Origin of the sequence: Crenobacter luteus (genome assembly GCF_004345725.1) — a bacterium.
Classification (GTDB): domain Bacteria; phylum Pseudomonadota; class Gammaproteobacteria; order Burkholderiales; family Chromobacteriaceae; genus Crenobacter; species Crenobacter luteus.
Genome location: NZ_SLXG01000021.1, coordinates 26,255 through 45,937 on the forward strand (window position 1 = coordinate 26,255; position 19,683 = coordinate 45,937).

16 protein-coding genes are annotated in these 19,683 nt (G+C 70.2%); 12 read left to right on the plus strand and 4 right to left on the minus strand.

Annotated features, from left to right (window positions below; genetic code table 11):
• Positions 1 to 3: 3 nt before the first annotated feature.
• Genes bcsZ through EV683_RS11800 form a run of 3 tightly spaced genes read left to right on the plus strand, consistent with a single transcriptional unit; the run spans position 4 to position 5,398 of the window.
• Positions 4 to 1,149 (plus strand): cellulose synthase complex periplasmic endoglucanase BcsZ, encoded by a 1,146-nt coding sequence (gene bcsZ / locus EV683_RS11785; RefSeq protein WP_131862901.1) that lies wholly within the window; start codon positions 4 to 6, stop codon positions 1,147 to 1,149.
• Positions 1,125 to 5,012: a cellulose synthase subunit BcsC-related outer membrane protein gene (locus tag EV683_RS11795; protein ID WP_165916829.1), complete on the plus strand. Its 3,888-nt coding sequence runs from the start codon at positions 1,125 to 1,127 to the stop codon at positions 5,010 to 5,012. The genes bcsZ and EV683_RS11795 overlap by 25 nt, the downstream gene beginning before the upstream one ends.
• A gap of 11 nt (positions 5,013 to 5,023) precedes the next feature.
• Positions 5,024 to 5,398 (plus strand): hypothetical protein, encoded by a 375-nt coding sequence (locus EV683_RS11800; RefSeq protein WP_131862904.1) that lies wholly within the window; start codon positions 5,024 to 5,026, stop codon positions 5,396 to 5,398.
• A 28-nt stretch (positions 5,399 to 5,426) separates the two neighbouring features.
• On the opposite strand, the gene hexR is transcribed toward EV683_RS11800, so the two are convergent.
• The 4 genes from hexR to zwf are packed head-to-tail and all read right to left on the minus strand — an operon-like array spanning position 5,427 to position 9,367.
• Positions 5,427 to 6,269, minus strand: a complete 843-nt coding sequence (hexR, locus tag EV683_RS11805; protein WP_066613118.1) for a transcriptional regulator HexR — start codon at positions 6,267 to 6,269, stop codon at positions 5,427 to 5,429.
• Positions 6,270 to 6,272: 3 nt separating this feature from the next.
• Positions 6,273 to 7,250 carry a glucokinase gene (locus EV683_RS11810; RefSeq protein WP_131862905.1) on the minus strand — a complete coding sequence of 326 codons (978 nt, stop codon included), beginning with the start codon at positions 7,248 to 7,250 and terminating at the stop codon, positions 6,273 to 6,275.
• Complete coding sequence (gene pgl / locus EV683_RS11815; RefSeq protein ID WP_131862906.1) at positions 7,231 to 7,905, minus strand: 6-phosphogluconolactonase; 675 nt, start codon at positions 7,903 to 7,905, stop codon at positions 7,231 to 7,233. Before pgl ends, EV683_RS11810 begins: the two co-directional genes overlap by 20 nt.
• A 1-nt stretch (position 7,906) precedes the next feature.
• On the minus strand, positions 7,907 to 9,367 hold the full coding sequence (zwf, locus tag EV683_RS11820; protein ID WP_131862907.1) for a glucose-6-phosphate dehydrogenase: 1,461 nt from the start codon (positions 9,365 to 9,367) through the stop codon (positions 7,907 to 7,909).
• A gap of 269 nt (positions 9,368 to 9,636) precedes the next feature.
• On the opposite strand from zwf, the gene edd reads away from it, so the two are divergent.
• The 9 genes from edd to EV683_RS11865 all read left to right on the plus strand — a co-directional run.
• Positions 9,637 to 11,478 (plus strand): phosphogluconate dehydratase, encoded by a 1,842-nt coding sequence (gene edd, locus EV683_RS11825; RefSeq protein WP_424948509.1) that lies wholly within the window; start codon positions 9,637 to 9,639, stop codon positions 11,476 to 11,478.
• A 7-nt stretch (positions 11,479 to 11,485) separates the two neighbouring features.
• Positions 11,486 to 12,109 (plus strand): bifunctional 4-hydroxy-2-oxoglutarate aldolase/2-dehydro-3-deoxy-phosphogluconate aldolase, encoded by a 624-nt coding sequence (locus tag EV683_RS11830; RefSeq protein WP_131862909.1) that lies wholly within the window; start codon positions 11,486 to 11,488, stop codon positions 12,107 to 12,109.
• A 38-nt stretch (positions 12,110 to 12,147) separates the two neighbouring features.
• Positions 12,148 to 12,498: a pyruvate kinase gene (locus tag EV683_RS11835; RefSeq protein WP_131862910.1), complete on the plus strand. Its 351-nt coding sequence runs from the start codon at positions 12,148 to 12,150 to the stop codon at positions 12,496 to 12,498.
• Between the two features lie 52 nt (positions 12,499 to 12,550).
• Positions 12,551 to 14,179: an NADP-dependent glyceraldehyde-3-phosphate dehydrogenase gene (locus tag EV683_RS11840; RefSeq protein ID WP_131862911.1), complete on the plus strand. Its 1,629-nt coding sequence runs from the start codon at positions 12,551 to 12,553 to the stop codon at positions 14,177 to 14,179.
• A 114-nt stretch (positions 14,180 to 14,293) separates the two neighbouring features.
• Positions 14,294 to 15,040, plus strand: coding sequence for a 2,3-diphosphoglycerate-dependent phosphoglycerate mutase (gene gpmA, locus EV683_RS11845; RefSeq protein WP_131862912.1), 747 nt, complete (start codon positions 14,294 to 14,296; stop codon positions 15,038 to 15,040).
• 97 nt (positions 15,041 to 15,137) lie between these two features.
• Positions 15,138 to 16,448 (plus strand): L-fucose:H+ symporter permease, encoded by a 1,311-nt coding sequence (gene fucP, locus EV683_RS11850; protein WP_131862913.1) that lies wholly within the window; start codon positions 15,138 to 15,140, stop codon positions 16,446 to 16,448.
• Between the two features lie 58 nt (positions 16,449 to 16,506).
• Positions 16,507 to 17,607 carry an oxidoreductase gene (locus EV683_RS11855; RefSeq protein ID WP_131862914.1) on the plus strand — a complete coding sequence of 367 codons (1,101 nt, stop codon included), beginning with the start codon at positions 16,507 to 16,509 and terminating at the stop codon, positions 17,605 to 17,607.
• Between the two features lie 239 nt (positions 17,608 to 17,846).
• The gene (locus tag EV683_RS11860; protein WP_131862915.1) at positions 17,847 to 18,056 is read left to right on the plus strand and encodes a hypothetical protein; all 210 of its coding nucleotides are present in this window, start codon (positions 17,847 to 17,849) and stop codon (positions 18,054 to 18,056) included.
• A 269-nt stretch (positions 18,057 to 18,325) separates the two neighbouring features.
• On the plus strand, positions 18,326 to 19,683 hold a 1,358-nt coding region (locus EV683_RS11865), incomplete at its 3' end, for a phosphoenolpyruvate carboxylase (protein ID WP_243694756.1).

The window sequence follows — 19,683 nt, forward strand, 5'->3', positions numbered from 1 at the left end:
GTCATGACACGCCTGAACAAGCTTGCGCTGGCCGCGCTGGCGCTATCGCTGGCCGGCGCGGTTCGGGCTGCGCCCTGCGGCGACTGGCCCGACTGGAACGTCTTCAAGCAGCGCTTCCTGTCCGATGGCGGCCGGGTGATAGACCGCAGCATGGAGAATATGCAGACGACCTCAGAAGGGCAGTCGTACGGACTGTTCTTTGCGCTGGTCGGTAACGACCGGGAGGCGTTCGCGCGCATCCTGGACTGGACCCGCGACAATCTGGCCGGTGGCGACCTGACCGTGCGCCTGCCCGCCTGGCAGTGGGGGCGGCACGCCGACGGTAGCTGGGGGGTGATAGACGGCAACAGCGCCTCCGATGCCGACCTGTGGATCGCCTACAGCCTGATCGAGGCCGGCCGCCTGTGGCAGGAGCCGCGTTACGCCGCGCTGGGCAAGCTCCTCGGCCAGCGTATCCTGCGCGAGGAGAGTGCCGAGTTGCCGGGGCTTGGGCCGACGCTGCTGCCGGCGCCGATGGGCTTTCACCCCGAGCCGACGCTGTGGCGCCTTAATCCGAGCTACGTGCCCCTGCAACTGGTCGACCGGATGGGCCGCGCGCTGCCCGCATCGAAGTGGAGCCGGCTCGCGGCCAGTTCCGAGGCGCTGATCGTCGGCAGCGCGCCCAAGGGCTTCGCGCCCGACTGGGCCGGCTACCGGGCGGGAAAAGGTTTTGTCCCCGACACCAAAACCCGGGCGGTCGGCAGCTTCGACGCCATCCGCGTCTACCTGTGGGCCGGGATGCTGGCGCCTGACCATCCGGCGCGCGCGCGCCTGCTCGGCCGGCTGGCGCCGATGGCGGACCTGGTCGACAGGCGGGGCGCGCCGCCGGTCGAGGTCGACACCGTCGGCGGCCACGCCGGTGAAGCCGGGCCGGTGGGCTTTTCGGTGGCGCTACTGCCTTTCCTTTCCGCGTTGGGGCGCAAGAACGCCGTCGACGAACAGTTGACCCGCCTGGCGGCCAAGCCGCTGTCGGAGCGCCCGCGCAACTACTACGAGCATGTGCTGTCGTTGTTCGGCCTAGGCTGGCAGCAGCAGCGCTACGCCTTCAACCGGTACGGTGAAGTCCGGCCGCGCTGGGAGAGTGCATGTCCCGCCTTGCCCCGTTCCTGATCCTCGGCGCGCTGGCGGCGCCGGCCGTCCACGCCGCGGTCGATCCGGCCGAAGCGCTGCTGTCGCAGGCGCGGCGGTGGCAGAGCCTGGACCGCCACGACTTGGCACAGCAGGCGCTAGACAAGCTGCTGCGCATCGCACCCGACCACCCGGATGGTCTGGCCCAGCTCGCGCTTTTGCAGTTGCGGACCATGCGGCGTGCGGAGGCAGCAGCGACGCTTGCCCGGCTCAAGCGGCTTCACCCCGGCCACCAGGGCATCGCGCGCGTCGAGCAGCAGCATCGCCTGCTGGCCGGCGCCGACCAGTCCCGCCTGTTGGCCGCACGCGCACTGGCGCGCAGCGGCAAGGTCGACGCGGCGATCGCGGCCTTCGACGCGCTCTACCGCGGCCGGCCGCCCGAGGGCGAGATGGCGCTCGAGTACTGGCGTCTGGTTGCGCGCAGCGAGCGGAACGGCTGGGCGCGCGCGCACGCCGGCCTGTCCGCGCTGGTGCGCGACTTTCCGGATAACCGACGCTACCGGCTCGCGCTGGCCGAGCTGTACCTGGACAAGCCGCCGGCTCCGGCGAAGCTCTTCGCCGAACTCAAGACCCTTAGCGTCCATCCCGACAGCCGCAGCCAGGCGCTGGGTGTCTGGCGCCGGGCGTTGCTGCAGGAAAGGCTGGACTCGATGCAGCGTGGCGCTTTCGTCGCCTATCTGCGCGAGGTGCCGGACGACGACGCGGTCAAAGACCATCTGGCTGCCCTCGAAGGAGAGGCGGCGAAGCTGCGCGCGCTGCTGGCCGATCCTGCCTACCGAGCCCGGCTCGACGCCGCAGCCCTGCTCGACCAGAACCGCCTGGCCGAGGCGGAGGCCAAGCTCGATCGGGCGCGCACGCGCTACGGCGGCGAGCCTGATGTTCTCGGCGGCTACGGCCGGCTGCGCGAGAAGCAGGGGCGCTACGACGAGGCGATCGACCTTTACCGTCAGGCCGCAGCAAAGGACTCCGACAAGGCCGCGTGGCAGGCGCGCATCGCTAATGCGCGCCTTGCGCGGCAGCTCCAGCTCGCCGAGCGCGCCGAGGCGGCCGGCGAACTCGACAAGGCTTGGGCGATGTTGGCCGAGGCCGCCCGCATCAAACCGCGCTCGGTCGACCTGAAGGTCGCCGAGGGCCGGCTGCTGGCCCGGCGCGGCGAGCGCTCGGGAGCGAGCGCTGCCTACCGGACCGCGCTGAAGATGGATCCCGGCAGCGGCGCTGCGCTCGCGGGTCTGGTCGAGCTGTCGCTGGCGGCTGGTGGAGCGGAGGAGGCGGAGCGCCTGCTCTCGTCCCTCGCGCCCGCGCGGCGCAAGGCTTTCGGCCGCGCCTACGCCGCCGCGCAGGCGCGCGTCGAGCGCGAGCGCGCCGAGCGGCTGCTCGCCGCCGGGCGTCACGAAGAGGCGATCGCCGCGCTGCAGCGCGCGGTCGCGGCAGAGCCGCAAGACCCATGGCACCGCTTTGCGCTGGCCAACGCCCACGTCGCTGCCGGGGAGGCGGTGCGCGGCGAGCGCCTGCTGCGCGAACTGGCCGACGCACCCGGTGCCGATGGCGAGGCGCTCTACGCCTACGCGCTGTTCGGTGCCCGGATTGGGCAGGACAGGGCGGCGCTGGACGCGCTGCAGCGCGTCGCACCCGTACAGCGAAGCGACGGCATGCAGGCCCTGCAGCGCCGTCTCTGGCTGCGCGAAACGCTGCGTCTGGCCAGCGCCGAGCTCGCCGCTGGCCGGCCGGCGCGGGCCGGGCAGCGTCTCGACGAGGCCGAGCGACAACTGGCCGGCGACGCGGAAGCGATGGCCGGGTTGGCACGCGGCTGGCTCGCGCTCGGCCGTCCCGAGCGTGCGCTTGCGCTGTCGGCCCGGCTGAGCACGAGCCAGCCGACGCCGGCGTCTACGCTGCGCCACGCCGACCTGCTGCTCGACATGGACCGCGACGACGAGGTGCGCGCACTGCTGGCGCGGCTGCCGGCCGAGGGGCTGGCCCGGGAGGACGCCGAGGCGCGGGCCGGCCTGCTGGCGGCGCTGGCCGCGCGCAAGGCTGAGCGGTTGTACCGCGACGGCGACCAGGACGGCGCGCGCGTCGTGCTGGAGACGGCGTTGGCCGAGGCGCCGAACGACGCGCGCCTGCTGCGCGAGCTTGCCGCGATCGATATCGCCCAGGCGCGCTGGCCCGACGCGGCGAGCAGGCTGGACGCGGCGCAACGTCGCGCGCCGGGTGACGATGAGGTTCGACTGCTGCGGGTCGACCTTGATCGCCTGAGCGGTCGGCTCGAGGCCGCGCGCTCCGGCATCGAGCAGTTGCTGGCCGAGGCGCCGGGGCGTTCGGTTGACTTCCGGCTGCGCGTCATCGACAGGCTGGAGGCGATGGGTGAGGCTGACGCGGCGCGGGCCGCACTCGTCCGACTGGCCGGGGCCGCCGCGCCGACGCCGCGCCTGTGGGCCTACGCGGCACGGCAGGCGCGCCGCGATAACCTGCCCGACCTCGCGCTGCGCCGCTACCGCAACGGTCTGGCGTCCGCGCCGGCTGCGACGCCGTTCGGCGAGGTGCCGCTGGCGAGTCGGCCGTGGTCCATGCTGCCGGGTGGGGCGGCGGTGGCGGCCGACGCGGGAGACGCGCTGCCCTCGCTCGGAGCAGGGCCGCTGCTTCCCGTCGCCTCCGAGACGGCCGACCGCGTCGCGCTGCACGAGGCCTACGCCGAGCTGCTCGACCGCCGTACCGGCGGCGTCCAGACCGGGATCGAGCTGACGGGACGCAAGTCGGGTACCGCCGGTCAGTCCTCGCTGCGGATGGCGCAGGCACCGCTCGTGGTGACCATCCCGGCGCGCGACGAGGGGCGAGTCTTCCTGAGGGCCGAGCCGGTGACGATGTCGGTCGGCACGCTGTCGCCCGACGACGGCTACAGCCGCGACCGCTTCGGCTCCATCCTGCTGTGCGGCGACGAGGCCGCCCGCCGCGCCTGCGCGGCGCGGGCCGGCGAGCAGCGCGCCACCGGCGTCGCCTTCGGCGTCGGCTACGAAAACGTCCGCTGGCGTGCCGACGTCGGCACCACGCCGATCGGCTTCGCGGTCGAGGACGTGGTCGGCGGTGTCCGCTACTCGGGCGATCTCGGACAACTCTATTACAGCGTCGACGCGTCGCGCCGCCCGCTGACCAGCTCGGTGCTGACCTACGCCGGCACGACCGATCCGGCCAGCGGCCAGACCTGGGGCGGGGTGCGCGCGACCGGCGCCGCCTTCGGCCTGGGTTACGACCGTGGCGGCGCGTTCGGGGTCTGGTCCAACTTCGGCTATCACTGGCTGGACGGCCGGAACGTGAAGGACAACGACCGGCTGACGGCGATGGCGGGGATCTACTGGCGTGTCGTCGACGCCCCCACCGCAAGGATGACGGTCGGCCTGAACAGCATCAACTTCTGGTTCCGGGAGAACCTGTCCGAATTCACCCTCGGTCACGGCGGTTACTACAGCCCGCAGCGCTACAATTCGCTGTCGCTGCCGGTCAGCTACGCCGGCCGCGGCGAGCGCCTGAGCTATGTGCTGCGCGGCTCGGTGTCGGTGTCGAATTCGCGTGAGAAGGATGCGCCCTTCTTCCCGAACGATCCGGAGCGACAGCGCGCGGCCGGCAACCCGGTCTACGCCGGCAGCTCCGGCTGGGGCAGCGGTGCCTCGCTCGGCGGCCTCTTCGAGTACCAGTTGGCGCCCAAGTGGGTGCTGGGTGGCCGCGTCGAGCTCGACTATTCCGAGTTCTACCAGCCCGGCCGCGTCGGCCTCTACCTGCGCTACAGCTTTGCGCCGCCGGCCAGCCCGCTGCCCTTCCCGCCGGAGCCGCTGCAACCGTATTCGAGCTTTTGAGGTCGCGCATCATGAAAACCTTCCCTCCCTGCTGCGTGCTCGGCTCGCTGCTGGCCGCGCTGGCGGCCTTGCCCACCGCCGCGGCCGAGCCGGCGTCGCTGGAAGAGGCCCGGGCGCAGTACTGGAAGACGCCTCACGACCCGGCGGCCATCAACGCGCTGGCCTTGCGGCTACTCGAGGCCGGCGACGCCGCAGGCGCGCGGCTGTTGCTCTACCGCGCGGTCCGGATCGCGCCGGACAGGGTGGACATCCTGGCCAATCTGGCGCGGCTCGAGGCCGGCTCACGCGCCGTCGGGGCGATGCCGGGCGACGCAGCCGGGCTGCCGGACGGCGCGCAGCCCGATCCGGCGCTCGATCCACCGCCCCTGTGGCCGGCGCGGCGCTAGTCTTTTTCCGACGGGGAAGGCGGGCGCCTCAGGCGTCGAGGCTGCGCCGGCGGCCCTTGAGGCTGCGCTTGGTCTTTTCCAGCGTGCGCGCGAGCCCGGGGCCGCGCTTGAGCGCGACGCCGACGGCGAGTACGTCGATCAGTACCAGGTGGACGATGCGCGAGATCATCGGGCTGTAGGTTTCGCTGTCCTCCTGCGTGTCGGCCAACAGCGTGACGGTGGCGAGCTTGGACAGCGGCGAATTCGACGAGGTGATCGCGACCACCTTGCAGCCGCCGGCCAGCGCGATCTCGACCGCGTCCAGGAGTTCTATCGTGCGGCCGGAGTTCGAGATCGCGACCAGCACGTCGTCGGGGCCGAGCAAGGAGGCGGCCATCGCCTGGACGTGGTTGTCGGCGTAGGCGACGGTGGGGATGTCGAAGCGGAAGAACTTGTGCTGCGCGTCGGCGGCGATGATGCCGGAGTTGCCGAGCCCGTAGAATTCGATGCGGCGCGCGTGGGCGAGCAGGGCTATCGCGTCGTCGAGCGCGGCCGAGTTGACCTCGTTGCGGCACTTGATCAGCGCCGAGACGGTGTTGTCGAACACCTTGGCGGCCAGTTCCGAGGTCGGGTCCTCGGGGCCGACGCTCGAATGCACGTAGGGCACGCCGTTGACGAGGCTGCCGGCAAGCTTGAGCTTGAAGTCGGACAGGCCCGCGCAGCCGAGCGAGCGGCAGAAGCGGATCACCGTCGGCTGGCTGACGCCGGCGTCGCGCGCGATGTCGGCGACCGCCGCCTGGATGAAGGCGTTCGGTTGCGAGAGCACCAGCTCGGCCACCTTCCGTTCCGCCGAGGAGAAGAGGTCGAGCTGGCTTTTGATGCGATCAAGCATGGATTACCCGTCCAGGTGTGCGGCCAGCGCGGCCGCCGCTCCTGTCAGGGCCGGCCATGGGCTGGTGATGACGTAAACCGGGATCGCCGCGAGGTAGGCCGAGAAGCGGCCCTTGTCCTCGAAGCGGGCGCGGAACGGCGAACGGGCGAAATAGTCGCCGAGCTTGGGCACGATGCCGCCGCCGATGTACACGCCGCCGCGCGCGCCCAGCGTCAGCGCCAGGTTGGCCGCGGCGGTGCCGAGTATAGCGGTAAACGTGTCGATCGCCTCGCGGCAGCGCACGCATTCGCCGCCGACGCCTTCGGCGCTGATCTGCGACGCGGTCTTCGGCTCCCAGCTTTCGCCGGCGATGTGGCTCAGCGCCTCGTAGATCAGCTTCAGGCCCGGGCCGGACAGCATGCGCTCCATCGACACGTGGCCGAAGCGCGCGCGCGCGAAGCGCCAGATCTCCAGCTCGCGCTCGTCGAAGGGCGCGAAGCTGGCGTGGCCGCCTTCGCCGGCCAGCGCGACCGGCGCGCCGCCCGGCGTCGGCACGAGGCCGGAAACGCCCAGCCCGGTGCCGGCGCCGAGCAGGGCCAGCGGCGCGCCCGCCAGCGCCTCGCCGCCGCCGACGCGCACCAGTTCGTGCCCGGGCAGGTGCGGCAGCGACAGCGCCAGCGCGGTGAAGTCGTTGATGACGAGCAGGGTGTCGAGGCCGAGCGCGAGGCGGGTCGCCTCGATCGAGTAGGCCCAGTGGTGGTTGGTCATCTGCACCCAGTCGCCGGTGACCGGGTTGGCGATGCCGATAGACGCGTGGCGCACCGCCGCTTCGCCGGCGTCGGCGAGGTAGGTGCGGATGGCCATTTCCATCGTCGGGTAGTCGGCGCAGGCGAGCACCTCGATCCTGTCCAGCACGCCGGGCGCGGTCTCGAGCGCGAAGCGGGCGTTGGTGCCGCCGATGTCGGCGATCAGGCGCGGGAAGTCAGCGGGTCCAGTAAGCATCGAAGGGCACTTTCGTCTGGTGGATGAGCGCGCTGATCGGCAGCGCGGCCGAAAGGTTGGCCGAGGCGGCCTCGAACACCTGTTTCTTGGTCTCGCCGGCGATCGCGAGGATCAGCCGTCCCGCCGACAACAGCGCCGCCAGCGTCAGGCTGATGCGCGCGTGCGGCGCCGCGGGCGGCGTCACCGCGAGGTAGGCGTTGGGGTTGGCCGGGTCGAGCCCGGCCGCCAGTTCCGGCGCGGCGGGGAACAGCGAGGCGGTGTGACCGTCCTCGCCCATGCCGAGCACGACGACGTCGATCGCCTGGTACGACCGGTTCGCGGCGGCGACCGAGGCTTCGAGGTCGGCCGGGTCGGCGACGAGGCCGGCGAAGCGCGCGGCGGCGGCACGGCCGGTCAAGAGGTGCTCGCGCACCAGACGCTCGTTGCTGTCCGGGTGGTCGGCCGGCACGAAGCGCTCGTCGACCAGTGTGACGGTCACGCGCGACCAGTCAAGGTCGGCCTCGGCCAAGGTTTTAAAGAGCGGCACCGGCGACTTGCCGCCCGACACCGCGAGGCGCGCCCGGCCCTTCTCGGCCAGCGCCTGGCCCAGGCCGGCGACGATGGCCTCGGCCAGCCGGGCGACGTGCTCGTCGCCGTTCTTGCAGGCAATCCACATTTCACACTTCCTCGTGCCAGGCGGCGCCGTCGCGCGAGAGCAGGGCGCTGGAGGCCGCCGGGCCCCAGGTGCCGGCGGTGTAGCTCTTGGGCGGCACCGGGCTCGTCGCCCAGGTTTCCAGGATAGGTTCGACCCAGCGCCAGGCCTCGGCCAACTCGTCGCGGCGCATGAACAGCGACAGGTCGCCGCGGATCACGTCGAGCAGCAGGCGTTCGTAGGCGTCGGCGCGGCGCACCTTGAACATCGACTGGAAGTCGAGGTTCAAATAGGTCGGCTGCAGGCGCATGCCGTCGCCCGGTTCCTTGGCGAGGAAGTAGAGGCGGATGCTCTCGTCCGGCTGCAGGCGGATCACCAGCCGGTTGGCGAAGGACTGGCCGCTCGGGTTCGGGAACAGCGTGTGCGGCACGTCGCGGAAGTTGATCACGATCTCGGCGACGCGCTCGGCCATGCGCTTGCCGGTGCGCAGGAAGAAGGGCACGCCGGCCCAGCGCCAGTTGGAGATCTCGGCCTTGAGCGCGACGAAGGTTTCGGTGCGGCTGTCGGCCGGGATGTTCGCCTCCTCGTGGTAGCCGACCACCGGGCGGCCGCCGGCCGCGCCGGCCTTGTACTGCGCGCGCACCGTCTTGTTGGCGACGTCCTCGGCGCTGAACGGCTTGAGCGCCTTGAGCACTTTCAGTTTCTCGTCGCGGATCTCGTTGGCGGTCAGGCTGGCCGGCGGCTCCATCGCGACGATGCACAACAGTTGCAGCAGGTGGTTTTGCACCATGTCGCGCAAGGCGCCGGTCTTGTCGTAGAAGTCGCCGCGCGCCTCGACGCCGAGGTCCTCGGCGATCGAGATCTGCACGTTGTCGACCCATTCGCGCCGCCACAGCGGCTCGAACAGCGCGTTGCCGAAGCGGATCGCCATCAGGTTCTGCACCGATTCCTTGCCGAGGTAGTGGTCGATCCGGTACAGCTGGTCTTCATTGAAGAAGCGCGCGACGGCGGCGTTGATGTCGTTCGACGACGCCAGGTCGTGGCCGAGCGGCTTTTCGAGCACCACGCGCACCTGCGGGTGGTTGAGGCCGACCGCGGCCAGCTGCTCGCAGAGGGTCGAGAACAGCTGCGGCGCGGTCGCCAGATAACAGACGGTGACGCGACCGGAGCGTTGGCCGAGGTGCGCGGCCAGCGCCGCGAAGTCGGCGGCGTCGGCGGCGTCGAGCTTCAGGAAGTCGATGCGTGCGACGAAGGAGGCCCAGGCGGCCGCGTCGAAATCGTTCTTCACGTGCGGCCGGGCCTGCGCGTCCATCTGCGCGAGGTAGGCGTCGCGGCCGATGTCGCTGCGGCCGAGCGCGACGATGCGCCCTTCGGGGTGAAGCAGCTCGGCCTTGTGCGCCTGATAGAGCGAGGGCAGCAGCTTGCGCATCACCAGGTCGCCGGTGCCGCCGAACAGCACCATGTCGAAAGCCGGCGTGGTCGCCATGGGACTCCTCCAAATCTTCCAGTGTTGTGTGGGGTGTGAGCGGATTGTAGTTATATTACGCAATACGAACCAGCGCCTAATCGTGATGGAGCCACCGTTTTTTATGAGGGATTACCAGTACTATCGCGTGGACAAAATAAGCAAATAACTGATAAATAAATAAAAAATATCTTTTCGAGATGGTGTGGCGCGGCGAGATCCGGTTTTCGTGTTGCGTTTTGATTGTAGTAAAACTACTATTCGACGCAACGACGAACCCGACCCACAGGATGACCGCCATGGCGCTTCACCCCGTTCTGGCCGAAGTGACGGCCCGCATCATCGAGCGCAGCCGCCCGACCCGCGACGCCTACCTCGCCCGCACCCGCCAGGCTTACCGCCAGAAGGTGGAGCGCAGCCAGCTCGGCTGTACCAATCTTGCGCACGCCATCGCCGCGATGCCGGCCGGCGACAAGATTCTCTTGAAGGAGGTGGCCAAGCCCAACCTCGCGATCGTGTCGGCCTACAACGACATGCTGTCGGCCCACCAGCCGCTCGAGGCCTATCCGGCGTGGATCAAGCAGGCGGCGCACGACGCCGGCGCCACCGCGCAGTTCGCCGGCGGTGTGCCGGCGATGTGCGACGGCGTGACCCAGGGCCAGGCCGGCATGGAACTCTCGCTGTTCAGCCGCGACGTGATCGCGATGTCGACCGCGGTCGCGCTCTCGCACCAGATGTTCGACGCCGCGCTCTACCTAGGCGTGTGCGACAAGATCGTGCCGGGCCTGATGATCGGCGCGCTGACCTTCGGCCACCTGCCGGCGGTGTTCGTGCCGGCCGGCCCGATGACCACCGGCATGTCCAACGACGAGAAGGCCAAGACCCGCCAGCTGTTCGCGCAGGGCAAGATCGGCCGCGAGGAACTGCTCGAAGCCGAGTCGAAGTCCTACCACGGCCCGGGCACCTGCACCTTCTACGGCACCGCCAACTCGAACCAGATGCTGATGGAGATCATGGGCCTGCACCTGCCGGGCTCCGCCTTCGTCCATCCGAACACGCCGCTGCGCGAGGCGCTGACGCGCGAGGCCGCGCGTCGCGCCGCCGCGATCTCGGCGCAGGGCCAGGCGTTCACGCCGGTCGCCGAAGTGATTTCCGAAAAGGCGATCGTCAACGCCATCGTCGGCCTGCACGCCACCGGCGGCTCGACCAACCACACGCTGCACCTGGTCGCCATCGCGCGCTCGGCCGGCATCCAGATCAACTGGGACGACTTCTCCGACTTGTCGGCCGTCGTACCGCTGCTGGCGCGCGTCTACCCGAACGGCAAGGCCGACGTGAACCACTTCCACGCCGCCGGCGGCATGGGCTTCGTGATCCGCGAGCTGCTGGACGCCGGCCTCTTGCACGAGGACGTCAAGACCGCCGCCGGCGACGGCCTGCGCCACTACACCCGCGAGCCCTTCCTCGACGACGGCGTGCTCGCCTGGCGCGAGGCGAGCGCGACCTCGCTCGACGAGGACGTGCTGCGCCCGGCCTCGCGCCCGTTCAGCGCCGACGGCGGCCTGAAGCTCCTGACCGGCAACGTTGGCCGAGCCGTGATCAAGGTCTCGGCGGTCAAGCCCGAGCACCGCGTCGTCGAGGCGCCGGCGCTGGTGTTCGACCACCAGGACGATCTCTTGGCCGCCTTCAAGCGCGGCGAGCTCGAACGCGACTTCGTCGCGGTGATCCGCTTCCAGGGCCCGCGCGCCAACGGCATGCCCGAATTGCACAAGCTGACGCCGGCGCTGTCGGTGCTGCAGGAGCAGGGCTTCAAGGTCGCGCTGGTGACCGACGGCCGCATGTCCGGCGCGTCCGGCAAGGTGCCGGCGGCGATCCACGTCAGCCCCGAGGCCGCCGCAGGCGGCGATATCGCCCGCGTGCGCGACGGCGACCTCGTGCGCGTGAACGCCGAGACCGGCGAGCTGGCCGTGCTCGTGCCGGAGGCCGACTGGGCGGCGCGCGAGGTGGCGGTGGCCGACCTCTCGGCCAACCAGCACGGCGTGGGCCGCGAGCTCTTCTCGGTTTTCCGCCTCAACGCCGACGCCGCCGAGGCTGGCGCCGGTTCGTTCCGACTTCCCGATTGGCAGGAGTAAGACACAGATGGACGCACTGACCTTGTTGCAGCAAAGCCCGGTGATGCCGGTAATCGTGATCAAGGAACTGGACACGGCGGTCGATCTGGCGCGCGCGCTGGTCGAGGGCGGCATCCGCTCGCTCGAGGTGACGCTGCGCTCGGACGCCGCGCTCGACGCGATCCGCGCGATCGGCGCCGAGGTGCCCGACGCCATCGTCGGCGTCGGCACGGTGCTGACGCCGGCCCAGCTCGAGGCTTCGCTTGCGGCCGGCGCGCGCTTCGCGATCAGCCCGGGGCTGACGCCCGACCTCGCCGCCGCCGCGCGCGATATCGACGTGCCCTTCCTGCCCGGCGTGGCGACGCCGAGCGAGGCGATGTGGGCGGCCGAGCAGGGCTTTTCGGTGCAGAAGCTGTTCCCGGCCGAGGCGGTCGGTGGCCGCGCGCTTCTGAAGGCGCTGGCCGGCCCGCTGCCGCAGCTGAAATTCTGCCCGACCGGCGGCATCAACCTGGCCAACGCGCCCGAGTATCTCGCGCTGCCGAACGTGATGTGCGTCGGCGGCTCGTGGCTGACGCCCGAGGCGGCCGTCGACGCGCGCGACTGGGCGACCATCACCCGTCTGGCCCGCGAGGCGAGCGCGCTGGCGCGCTGAGCACCGCCGCGGGTCACGAAGAAATAGAGGACACCCCCATGCTCAAACACTGCGCTTCCCCGTCCGCCGCCTTCGACCGCCGCGAGCCGGCCCCGGCGCCGCGCGTCTGGAAGTTCGGCGACGGTTTCGCCGACCTCGTCGCCGGCGCGCGCTTCCGTTTCGACCGCAACCCTGCCCAGGGCGACGCGACCCGCGTCGCGTTGCCGCACCCCGAACTGTTCGAGGCGGCGCGTCCGGGCGATGCGCTGCTGGTCGACGGCGGCCGGCTGCGTTTCCGCGTCCTTAGCGCGACGCGGGATGTAATCGATACCGAAGTCACCCGGGGCGGCGAGATCCTCGACCGCGAGGGCGTCCGGCTCGAGGCCGGCCCGCTCTCGGCCGCCCACTGATAGCAACCAGAACAGTCATCGCAATGACGGGATCACACAAAGGACTGCAAGGATGAAAACCAACGACGCGCTCAAGGCGCTGTTTCCGCGCTACAGCGACATTCCCGGCGAACGCCAGATTCTCGCGCCGCTGCACCAGAAAAGCCTGCTGGTGAACGGCCAGCTCAAGATCTGGAACGGCGAGACCCGCCCGGTCTACTCGCCGATGCTCACCCAGGGTGGCGACGGCGCACTCGAGCGCGTCGAGATCGGCAGCCTGCCGGTGACCGGCAAGGCCGAGGCCGACGAGGCGCTCGACGCCGCGGTGGCCGCCTACGACAACGGTCGCGGCGAATGGCCGACCATGTCGGTCGCCCAGCGCATCGCCTGCGTCGAGGATTTCACCCGCCAGATCCTCGCCAAGCGCAGCGAGATCGTGAACCTCCTGATGTGGGAGATCGGCAAGAGCCTGCCGGATTCCGAGAAGGAATTCGACCGCACCATCGTCTACATCAAGGACACCATCGACGCGCTCAAGAAGCTCGACAACGACAACTCGCGCTTCCAGATCGTCGACGGCACCATCGGCCAGATCCGCCGCTCGCCGCTGGGCGTCACGCTGTGCCTGGGCCCGTACAACTACCCGCTGAACGAAACCTTCACCACGCTGATCCCGGCCCTGATCATGGGCAACGTGGTGGTGATCAAGCCGCCGAAGTTCGGCGCGCTCTTGTACTACCCGATGCTCGAAGCCTTCCGCAGCGCCTTCCCGGCCGGCGTGGTCAACACGATCTACGGCAAGGGCTCGGAGCTGGTGCCCTACCTGATGGGCAGCGGCAAGATCAACGTGCTGGCGCTGATCGGCTCCAGCCGCGTCGCCGACCAGCTGAAAAAGGCGCACCCGAAGTCCAACCGCCTGCGCGCGGTGCTCGGCCTCGACGCCAAGAACGCCGCGATCATCCTGCCGGACGCCGACCTCGACCTGGCCGTGAAGGAATGCATCGCAGGCAGCCTGTCGTTCAACGGCCAGCGCTGCACCGCGATCAAGATGATCCTGGTGCACCAGTCGATCGCCGAAGCATTCCTGCGCCGTTTCTCCGAGGCGGTCAACGCGCTGAAGATCGGCATGCCGTGGGAGAAGGGCGTGATGATCACGCCGCTCCCGGACACCGAAAAGTGCGCGTATCTGACCGAATGCATCGAAGACGCCAAGGCCCGTGGCGCGCGCGTGATCAACGAGGGCGGCGGCGAGGTGGCCCAGACGCTGTTCAAGCCCGCCGTGGTGTTCCCGGTCAGCGAAGGCATGAAGCTCTACCGCGAGGAGCAGTTCGGCCCGGTGGTGCCGGTCGCGCCGTTCGAGGACATCGAGGACGCGCTCGACTACGTGATCAGCTCCGACTACGGCCAGCAGGTCAGCCTGTTCGGCTCCGACCCGCACCAGATCGCCGCGCTGGTCGACCCGCTCGTCAACCAGGTGTGCCGCGTCAACCTCAACTGCCAGTGCCAGCGCGGTCCGGACGTGTTCCCGTTCGCCGGCCGCAAGGACTCGGCCGAGGGCACGCTGTCGGTGCACGACGCGCTGCGCGCCTTCTCGATCCGCTCGATGGTGGCGACCAAGGAAACCGACGCGAGCAAGAAGCTCCTGGACGCGATCGTGCAGTCGAACGAGAGCAACTTCATCAACACCCGTTTCATTCTGTGAGCACCTGAGTTGGGCCGCCCGTTCGCGGGCGGCCGCTTTTTTCATCGGGAACACGCACGATCATCACGCCGCGGCCGATCGACCCGATCCGCGCCGGGGCAGGGGCTTTGCATCATGTACAAACTCGTTTTGCTGCGTCACGGCGAATCGGTCTGGAACCTCGAGAACCGCTTCACCGGCTGGACCGACGTCGCCTTGACCGAACGCGGCCGCGCCGAGGCGCGCCGCGCCGGCCGCCAGTTGCGCGAGGCCGGCTTCGCCTTCGACATCGCCTACACCTCGATGCTCAAGCGCGCCATCCACACGCTGTGGCTGGTGCAGGAGGAGCTCGAGCGCGAGTGGATTCCGGTCGAGCACAGCTGGCGTCTGAACGAACGCCACTACGGCGCGCTGCAGGGGCTGAACAAGGCCGAAACCGCCGCCGAATTCGGCGAGGAACAGGTCACCGCCTGGCGCCGCTCCTACGACGTGCCGCCGCCGCCGCTCGAGGACGGCGACGCGCGCCTCGGGCTCGACGATCCGCGCTACGCCGATCTGGCGCCGGCCGAGTTCCCGCGCGCCGAATGCCTGAAGGACACCGTCGAGCGCTTCCTGCCGTACTGGCACGAGGCCATCGTGCCGACGATCCGCGCCGGCAAGAGCACGCTGATCGTCGCGCACGGCAACAGCCTGCGCGCGCTGGTCAAGTACCTCGACGGGCTGTCCGACGAGGCCATCGTCGACGTCAACATCCCGACCGGTGTGCCGCTGGTGTACGAGCTCGACACCGATCTGAAACCGACCGCGCGCTACTACCTGGGCGACGCGGCCGAAGTCGCGGCGGCGATGGAAGGCGTCGCCAGACAGGGCCGCGCCGCCTGAGGCGGGCGGCGCCGAAACCGGGGCGCGCGTCGCGCGCCGATCACCGCGGCGGCCGCATTACAAAACCACAGGCCGTTCCGATTGCACGGAGAGAAACATGTCCAAGCAGATGGCAAGTCAAAACTATACCCAGCCCCTGGCGGTGCTGACCTCGCTGTTCTTCATGTGGGGGCTGATCACCTCGCTGAACGACATCCTGATCCCGCACATGAAGGCGATCTTCGACCTCAGCTTCGTCCAGGCGGCGCTGATCCAGTTCAGCTTCTTCACCGCCTACTTCGTGATGTCCTTCCCGTCGGGCTACCTGGTCGAGAAGGTCGGCTACAAGCAGGGCATCGTGATCGGCCTCGTCGTCGCCGGCGTCGGCTGCCTGTTGTTCTACCCGGCGGCGAGCGTGCGCTCCTATCCCTTCTTCCTGGCCGCGCTGTTCATCCTCGCCTCGGGCATCACGCTGCTGCAGGTCGCGGCCAACCCCTACGTGACGCTGCTCGGCCAACCCGAGACCGCGTCGAGCCGCCTGAACCTGACGCAGGCGTTCAACTCGCTGGGCACCGCGGTCGGCCCCTTGCTCGGCTCGGTGCTGATCCTGTCGGTGGCGATCAAGTCGGCCGACGAGATGAAGGCGCTGTCGCCCGAGCAGCTGGCCGCCTACACCGCGAACGAGGCCGCGTCGGTGCAGACGCCTTACCTGATCCTCGCCGGTGTGTTGTTCACGATCGCCGTCGTGTTCGCGCTGCTCAAGCTGCCGGCGATCAGGGATTCGGCCGCTGGCGCCGCCGAGGCGCAGCCCGAGCGGCCGCTCGCGCAGCCGCACGACAGCGTGTGGGGCTACCGCCACCTGGTGCTCGGCGCGCTCGGTATCTTCGTCTACGTCGGCGCCGAGGTGTCGATCGGCAGCTTCCTCGTCAGCCTGATGGAGCAGCCCGAGATCGCCGGCCTCACGTCCGAGGCCGCCGGCAAGTACCTGGCGATCTACTGGACCGGCGCGATGATCGGCCGCTTCATCGGCGGCGTGCTGATGCGCTGGATCCGGCCGGGCCACATGCTCGCCTTCAACGCGCTGATGAACGCCGCGCTGATCGCGCTGGCGATGGGCGCCGGCGGCAAGGCGGCGATGTGGGCGCTGATCGCGATCGGCCTCTTTAACTCGATCATGTTCCCGACCATCTTCTCGCTGGCGCTCGAGGGCCTGGGCAAATTCACCAGCGAAGGCTCGGGTGTCTTGTGCATGGCGATCGTCGGCGGCGCGCTGGTGCCCTTGGTGCAGGCCTTCTTCGCCGACCGCATCGGCCTCCTGTACTCGTTCGCCGTCCCGCTGCTCTGCTACCTGTACATCGTCTACTACGGTGCCCGTGGCCATAACCCGGACTACGGCGCCGCGCCGGCGCCGGCCGCGGCCAAGCGCTGAAACCGCTCCGTATCAACGGCCCCGCTTAGCGGGGCTTTTTCGTCCTGAAAGGAAGACCATGCAGGAACCCGTCCGCGTCGGCCTCGTCGGCTACGGCGCCTCGGCCAAGACCTTCCACGCGCCCTTGATCGCCGCGACCGAGGGGCTCGAACTCGTCGCCGCCAGCAGTCGCGACGCCGCGAAGGTGCACGCCGACTTTCCCGGCCTCGCCGTCGAGTCCTCGGCCGAGGCGCTGATGGCGCGCGACGACGTCGAGCTCGTCGTGATCCCGACGCCGAACGACAGCCACTTTCCGCTCGCGCTGGCGGCGCTGGCAGCCGGCAAGCACGTCGTCGTCGACAAGCCGTTCACCGTCACCGTCGCCGAGGCCGAAACCTTGGCCGAGGCCGCGCGACAAGCCGGCCGGGTGCTGTCGGTGTTCCACAACCGCCGCTGGGACGCCGACTTCCTGACGGTGAAGGCGCTGATCGACGCCGGCCGGCTCGGCCGCGTCGTCGCCTTCGAATCGCGCTTCGACCGCTATCGCCCGCAGGTGCCGGTGCGCTGGCGCGAGAGCGCCGACAGCGCCGGCACCGGGCTGTGGTACGACCTCGGCCCGCACCTCATCGACCAGGCGCTGCAGCTCTTCGGCCCGCCCGACGGCGTGTTCCTGTCGCGCGAGACGGTGCGCGACGGCGCAAAGGTCGACGACGCCTTTCGCGCGCTGTTGCGCTACCCGCGGCTGCAGGTGGTGCTGTCGGCCAGCGCCTTGATGGCCGAGCCGGGCGCGCGCTTCGCGGTGCACGGCAGCGACGCGAGCTTCGTCAAGCACGGGCTCGACGGGCAGGAGGCCGCGCTCAAGGCCGGCCGCGCGCCCGGCGGCGCCGACTGGGGCCGCGACGCGCGCCACGGCACGCTGACCCGCTGGCGGGACGGCGCGCCGGTCTACGAAACGGTGCCGACCCGTCGCGGCGACTATCCGGCCTATTACGCGGCGCTGCGCGACGCGATCCGCGCCGGCTCGGCCAACCCGGTGAGCGCCGACGAGGCGATCGCGGTGATGCGCGTGATCGAGGCCGGCTGCGTCAGCGCCGCCGAGGGCCGCGAGGTGACGTTCGCGAAGAGGGGGCATGAGCGCGCCGATTTCGTCGGCACCGTACGGCAGCGGCGCGCGCTTTGACGCGGCGAGCGCGCGGGGCCATCCGCCGCCCCGTCTTTTCGCGTCGCCCTGCGCGGCCGCGCGGCGTTCTCTATAGTGGGCCAATAGGGTTGACCCGCCCCGTCCGGGCGGAGCCCGTTGCCAAGGAGGATGCCTATGTCGCAAGCGAGAGCGACGGTTACGTCGCCGCGTGTCGCGGGGTCGCGGGCCGGTCTGCCGGCCGCGACGGTCGGAATCAGCGTGAAACGGAAGGAGTCGCCATGGGTCGTTCGTCGTGGTGGCTGGTCGTCGGCATGGCGCTGGCGGCGGGCGCGTTCGCCGGCGGGGAGCCGCGCGCCAGTTCGGCGGCCGAGCGGTATGTCGCCGCCAAGCTCGACTGCAACAATATGAGCCGCTACCAGCGCGAGCTTTGCCTGCGCGAGGCCGAGGACGCCTACCGGCGCGACAGCGCGCAGGAGCTGCGCCGCTGAGTCGTGGCGCCGGCAAGGCCCGCCGACAAGCCGCCCCGCGTGGGCGGCTTGGTTTTTTATCGCGGTATGTTGTAGTAAAACTACTAAATTTATGGTGTCTTTGTGACGGCTTTTGTCATGGTTTTTCGGCGTTTTTTTGATAAAAGCGCGATGTGTCCTTGTTTTGACGATTGAGTTGGTAGTAAAACTACTTTTTGCGGCGCGTGACGCCGCCGCCCGTGCGTGGGCCGGGCGAACGACAACAATCACATCGACGAAGGGAAAGCCCAATGATGCCGGAAGCCGAAGAACACGATCGCGACGCGCCGTTCAGGAGCGACGTCGCCCGTCTGGACGCCTTGCTCGAGGAGGTGCTTAGCGAGGAGGAGGGCGAGTCGCTGTGCCGCCGTCTGCGCGAGATTCCCATCGCGTCCGACGGCGCCGACGCGGCGCCGGCCGGGTTCGAGCCGGAGACGGTCGGCACGCTGGTGCGCGCCTGCGGCTTTTACAGCCAGCTGTTCAATATCGCCGAAGACCTGCACGCCACGCGGCTGGCGCGCGCCGGGCGTCGCGCCGGCGCGGCGCCCGGCCGCGGGAGCGTCGAGCGGGTGCTGATCCGGCTCCGGCAGGACGGCGTCGGCCTGGACCGCCTGAAGTCGGCCTTCGCCGGGTTCGAGGTCGCGCCGGTGCTGACCGCGCACCCGACCGAGGTGCAGCGCCAGAGCGTGCTCGACGCGCAGCGCGCGGTGCGCCGCGCGTTGTCGCACCTGCAGCGCGCCGACCTGACGCGCGACGAGGAGGCCGAGCTGTCCGACCGCCTCAAGCGCGTGCTGCTGCGGCTGTGGCAGACCTCCGAGATCCGCCATTTCAAGCTGACGGTGCGCGACGAGATCGAGAACGGCGTCGCCTACCACGGCCTGACCTTCTTCACCGCGCTGCCGCGCCTCTACCAGCAGCTCGAGCGGCGCATCGAGGCGGTCTACGGCGAGAAGGTCGCGCTGCCGTCCTTCCTGCGCGTCGGCAGCTGGATCGGCGGCGACCGCGACGGCAACCCCAACGTCGACGCCACGGTGCTGCGCGCCGCGTTCACGCGCCAGGCCGAGGTGGCGTTCGGCCACTACTTCGGCGAGCTGGCCGGGCTGTACCGCGAGCTGTCGCTGTCGGCGCGCCGCGTCGCGGTCAGCGACGGCGTGCAAAGGTTGGCCGAGGCGTCGCCGGACGTGGCCGAGAGCCGCCGCGAGGAGCCGTACCGGCTGGCGCTGGCGACCATCGAGGCGCGGCTGGCCGGCAGCGCGCGCGCGCTCGGCCTGCCGCTGTCCGGCCGCTACCCGGCCGCCGAGCCGTACGCCGACCAGCGCGCCTTCCTCGCCGACCTGTCGCTGCTGGCGGCGTCGCTGGCCGCGCACGGCAGCGGCCTGCTGGCCGAGGGCCGGCTCGGCCGGCTGATGCGCGCGGTCGACGTGTTCGGCTTCTACCTGATGCCGGTCGATTTGCGCCAGCACGCGGCGATCCACGCCGGGGTGGTGGCCGAGCTGTTCGCGCGCGCCGGTCTCGAGGAATACGGCGCGCTCGACGAGGCGGCGCGCGTGCGCGTGCTCAGTCGCGAGCTGGCGACGCCGCGGCTGCTGTACTCGCCGTACGTGCAGTA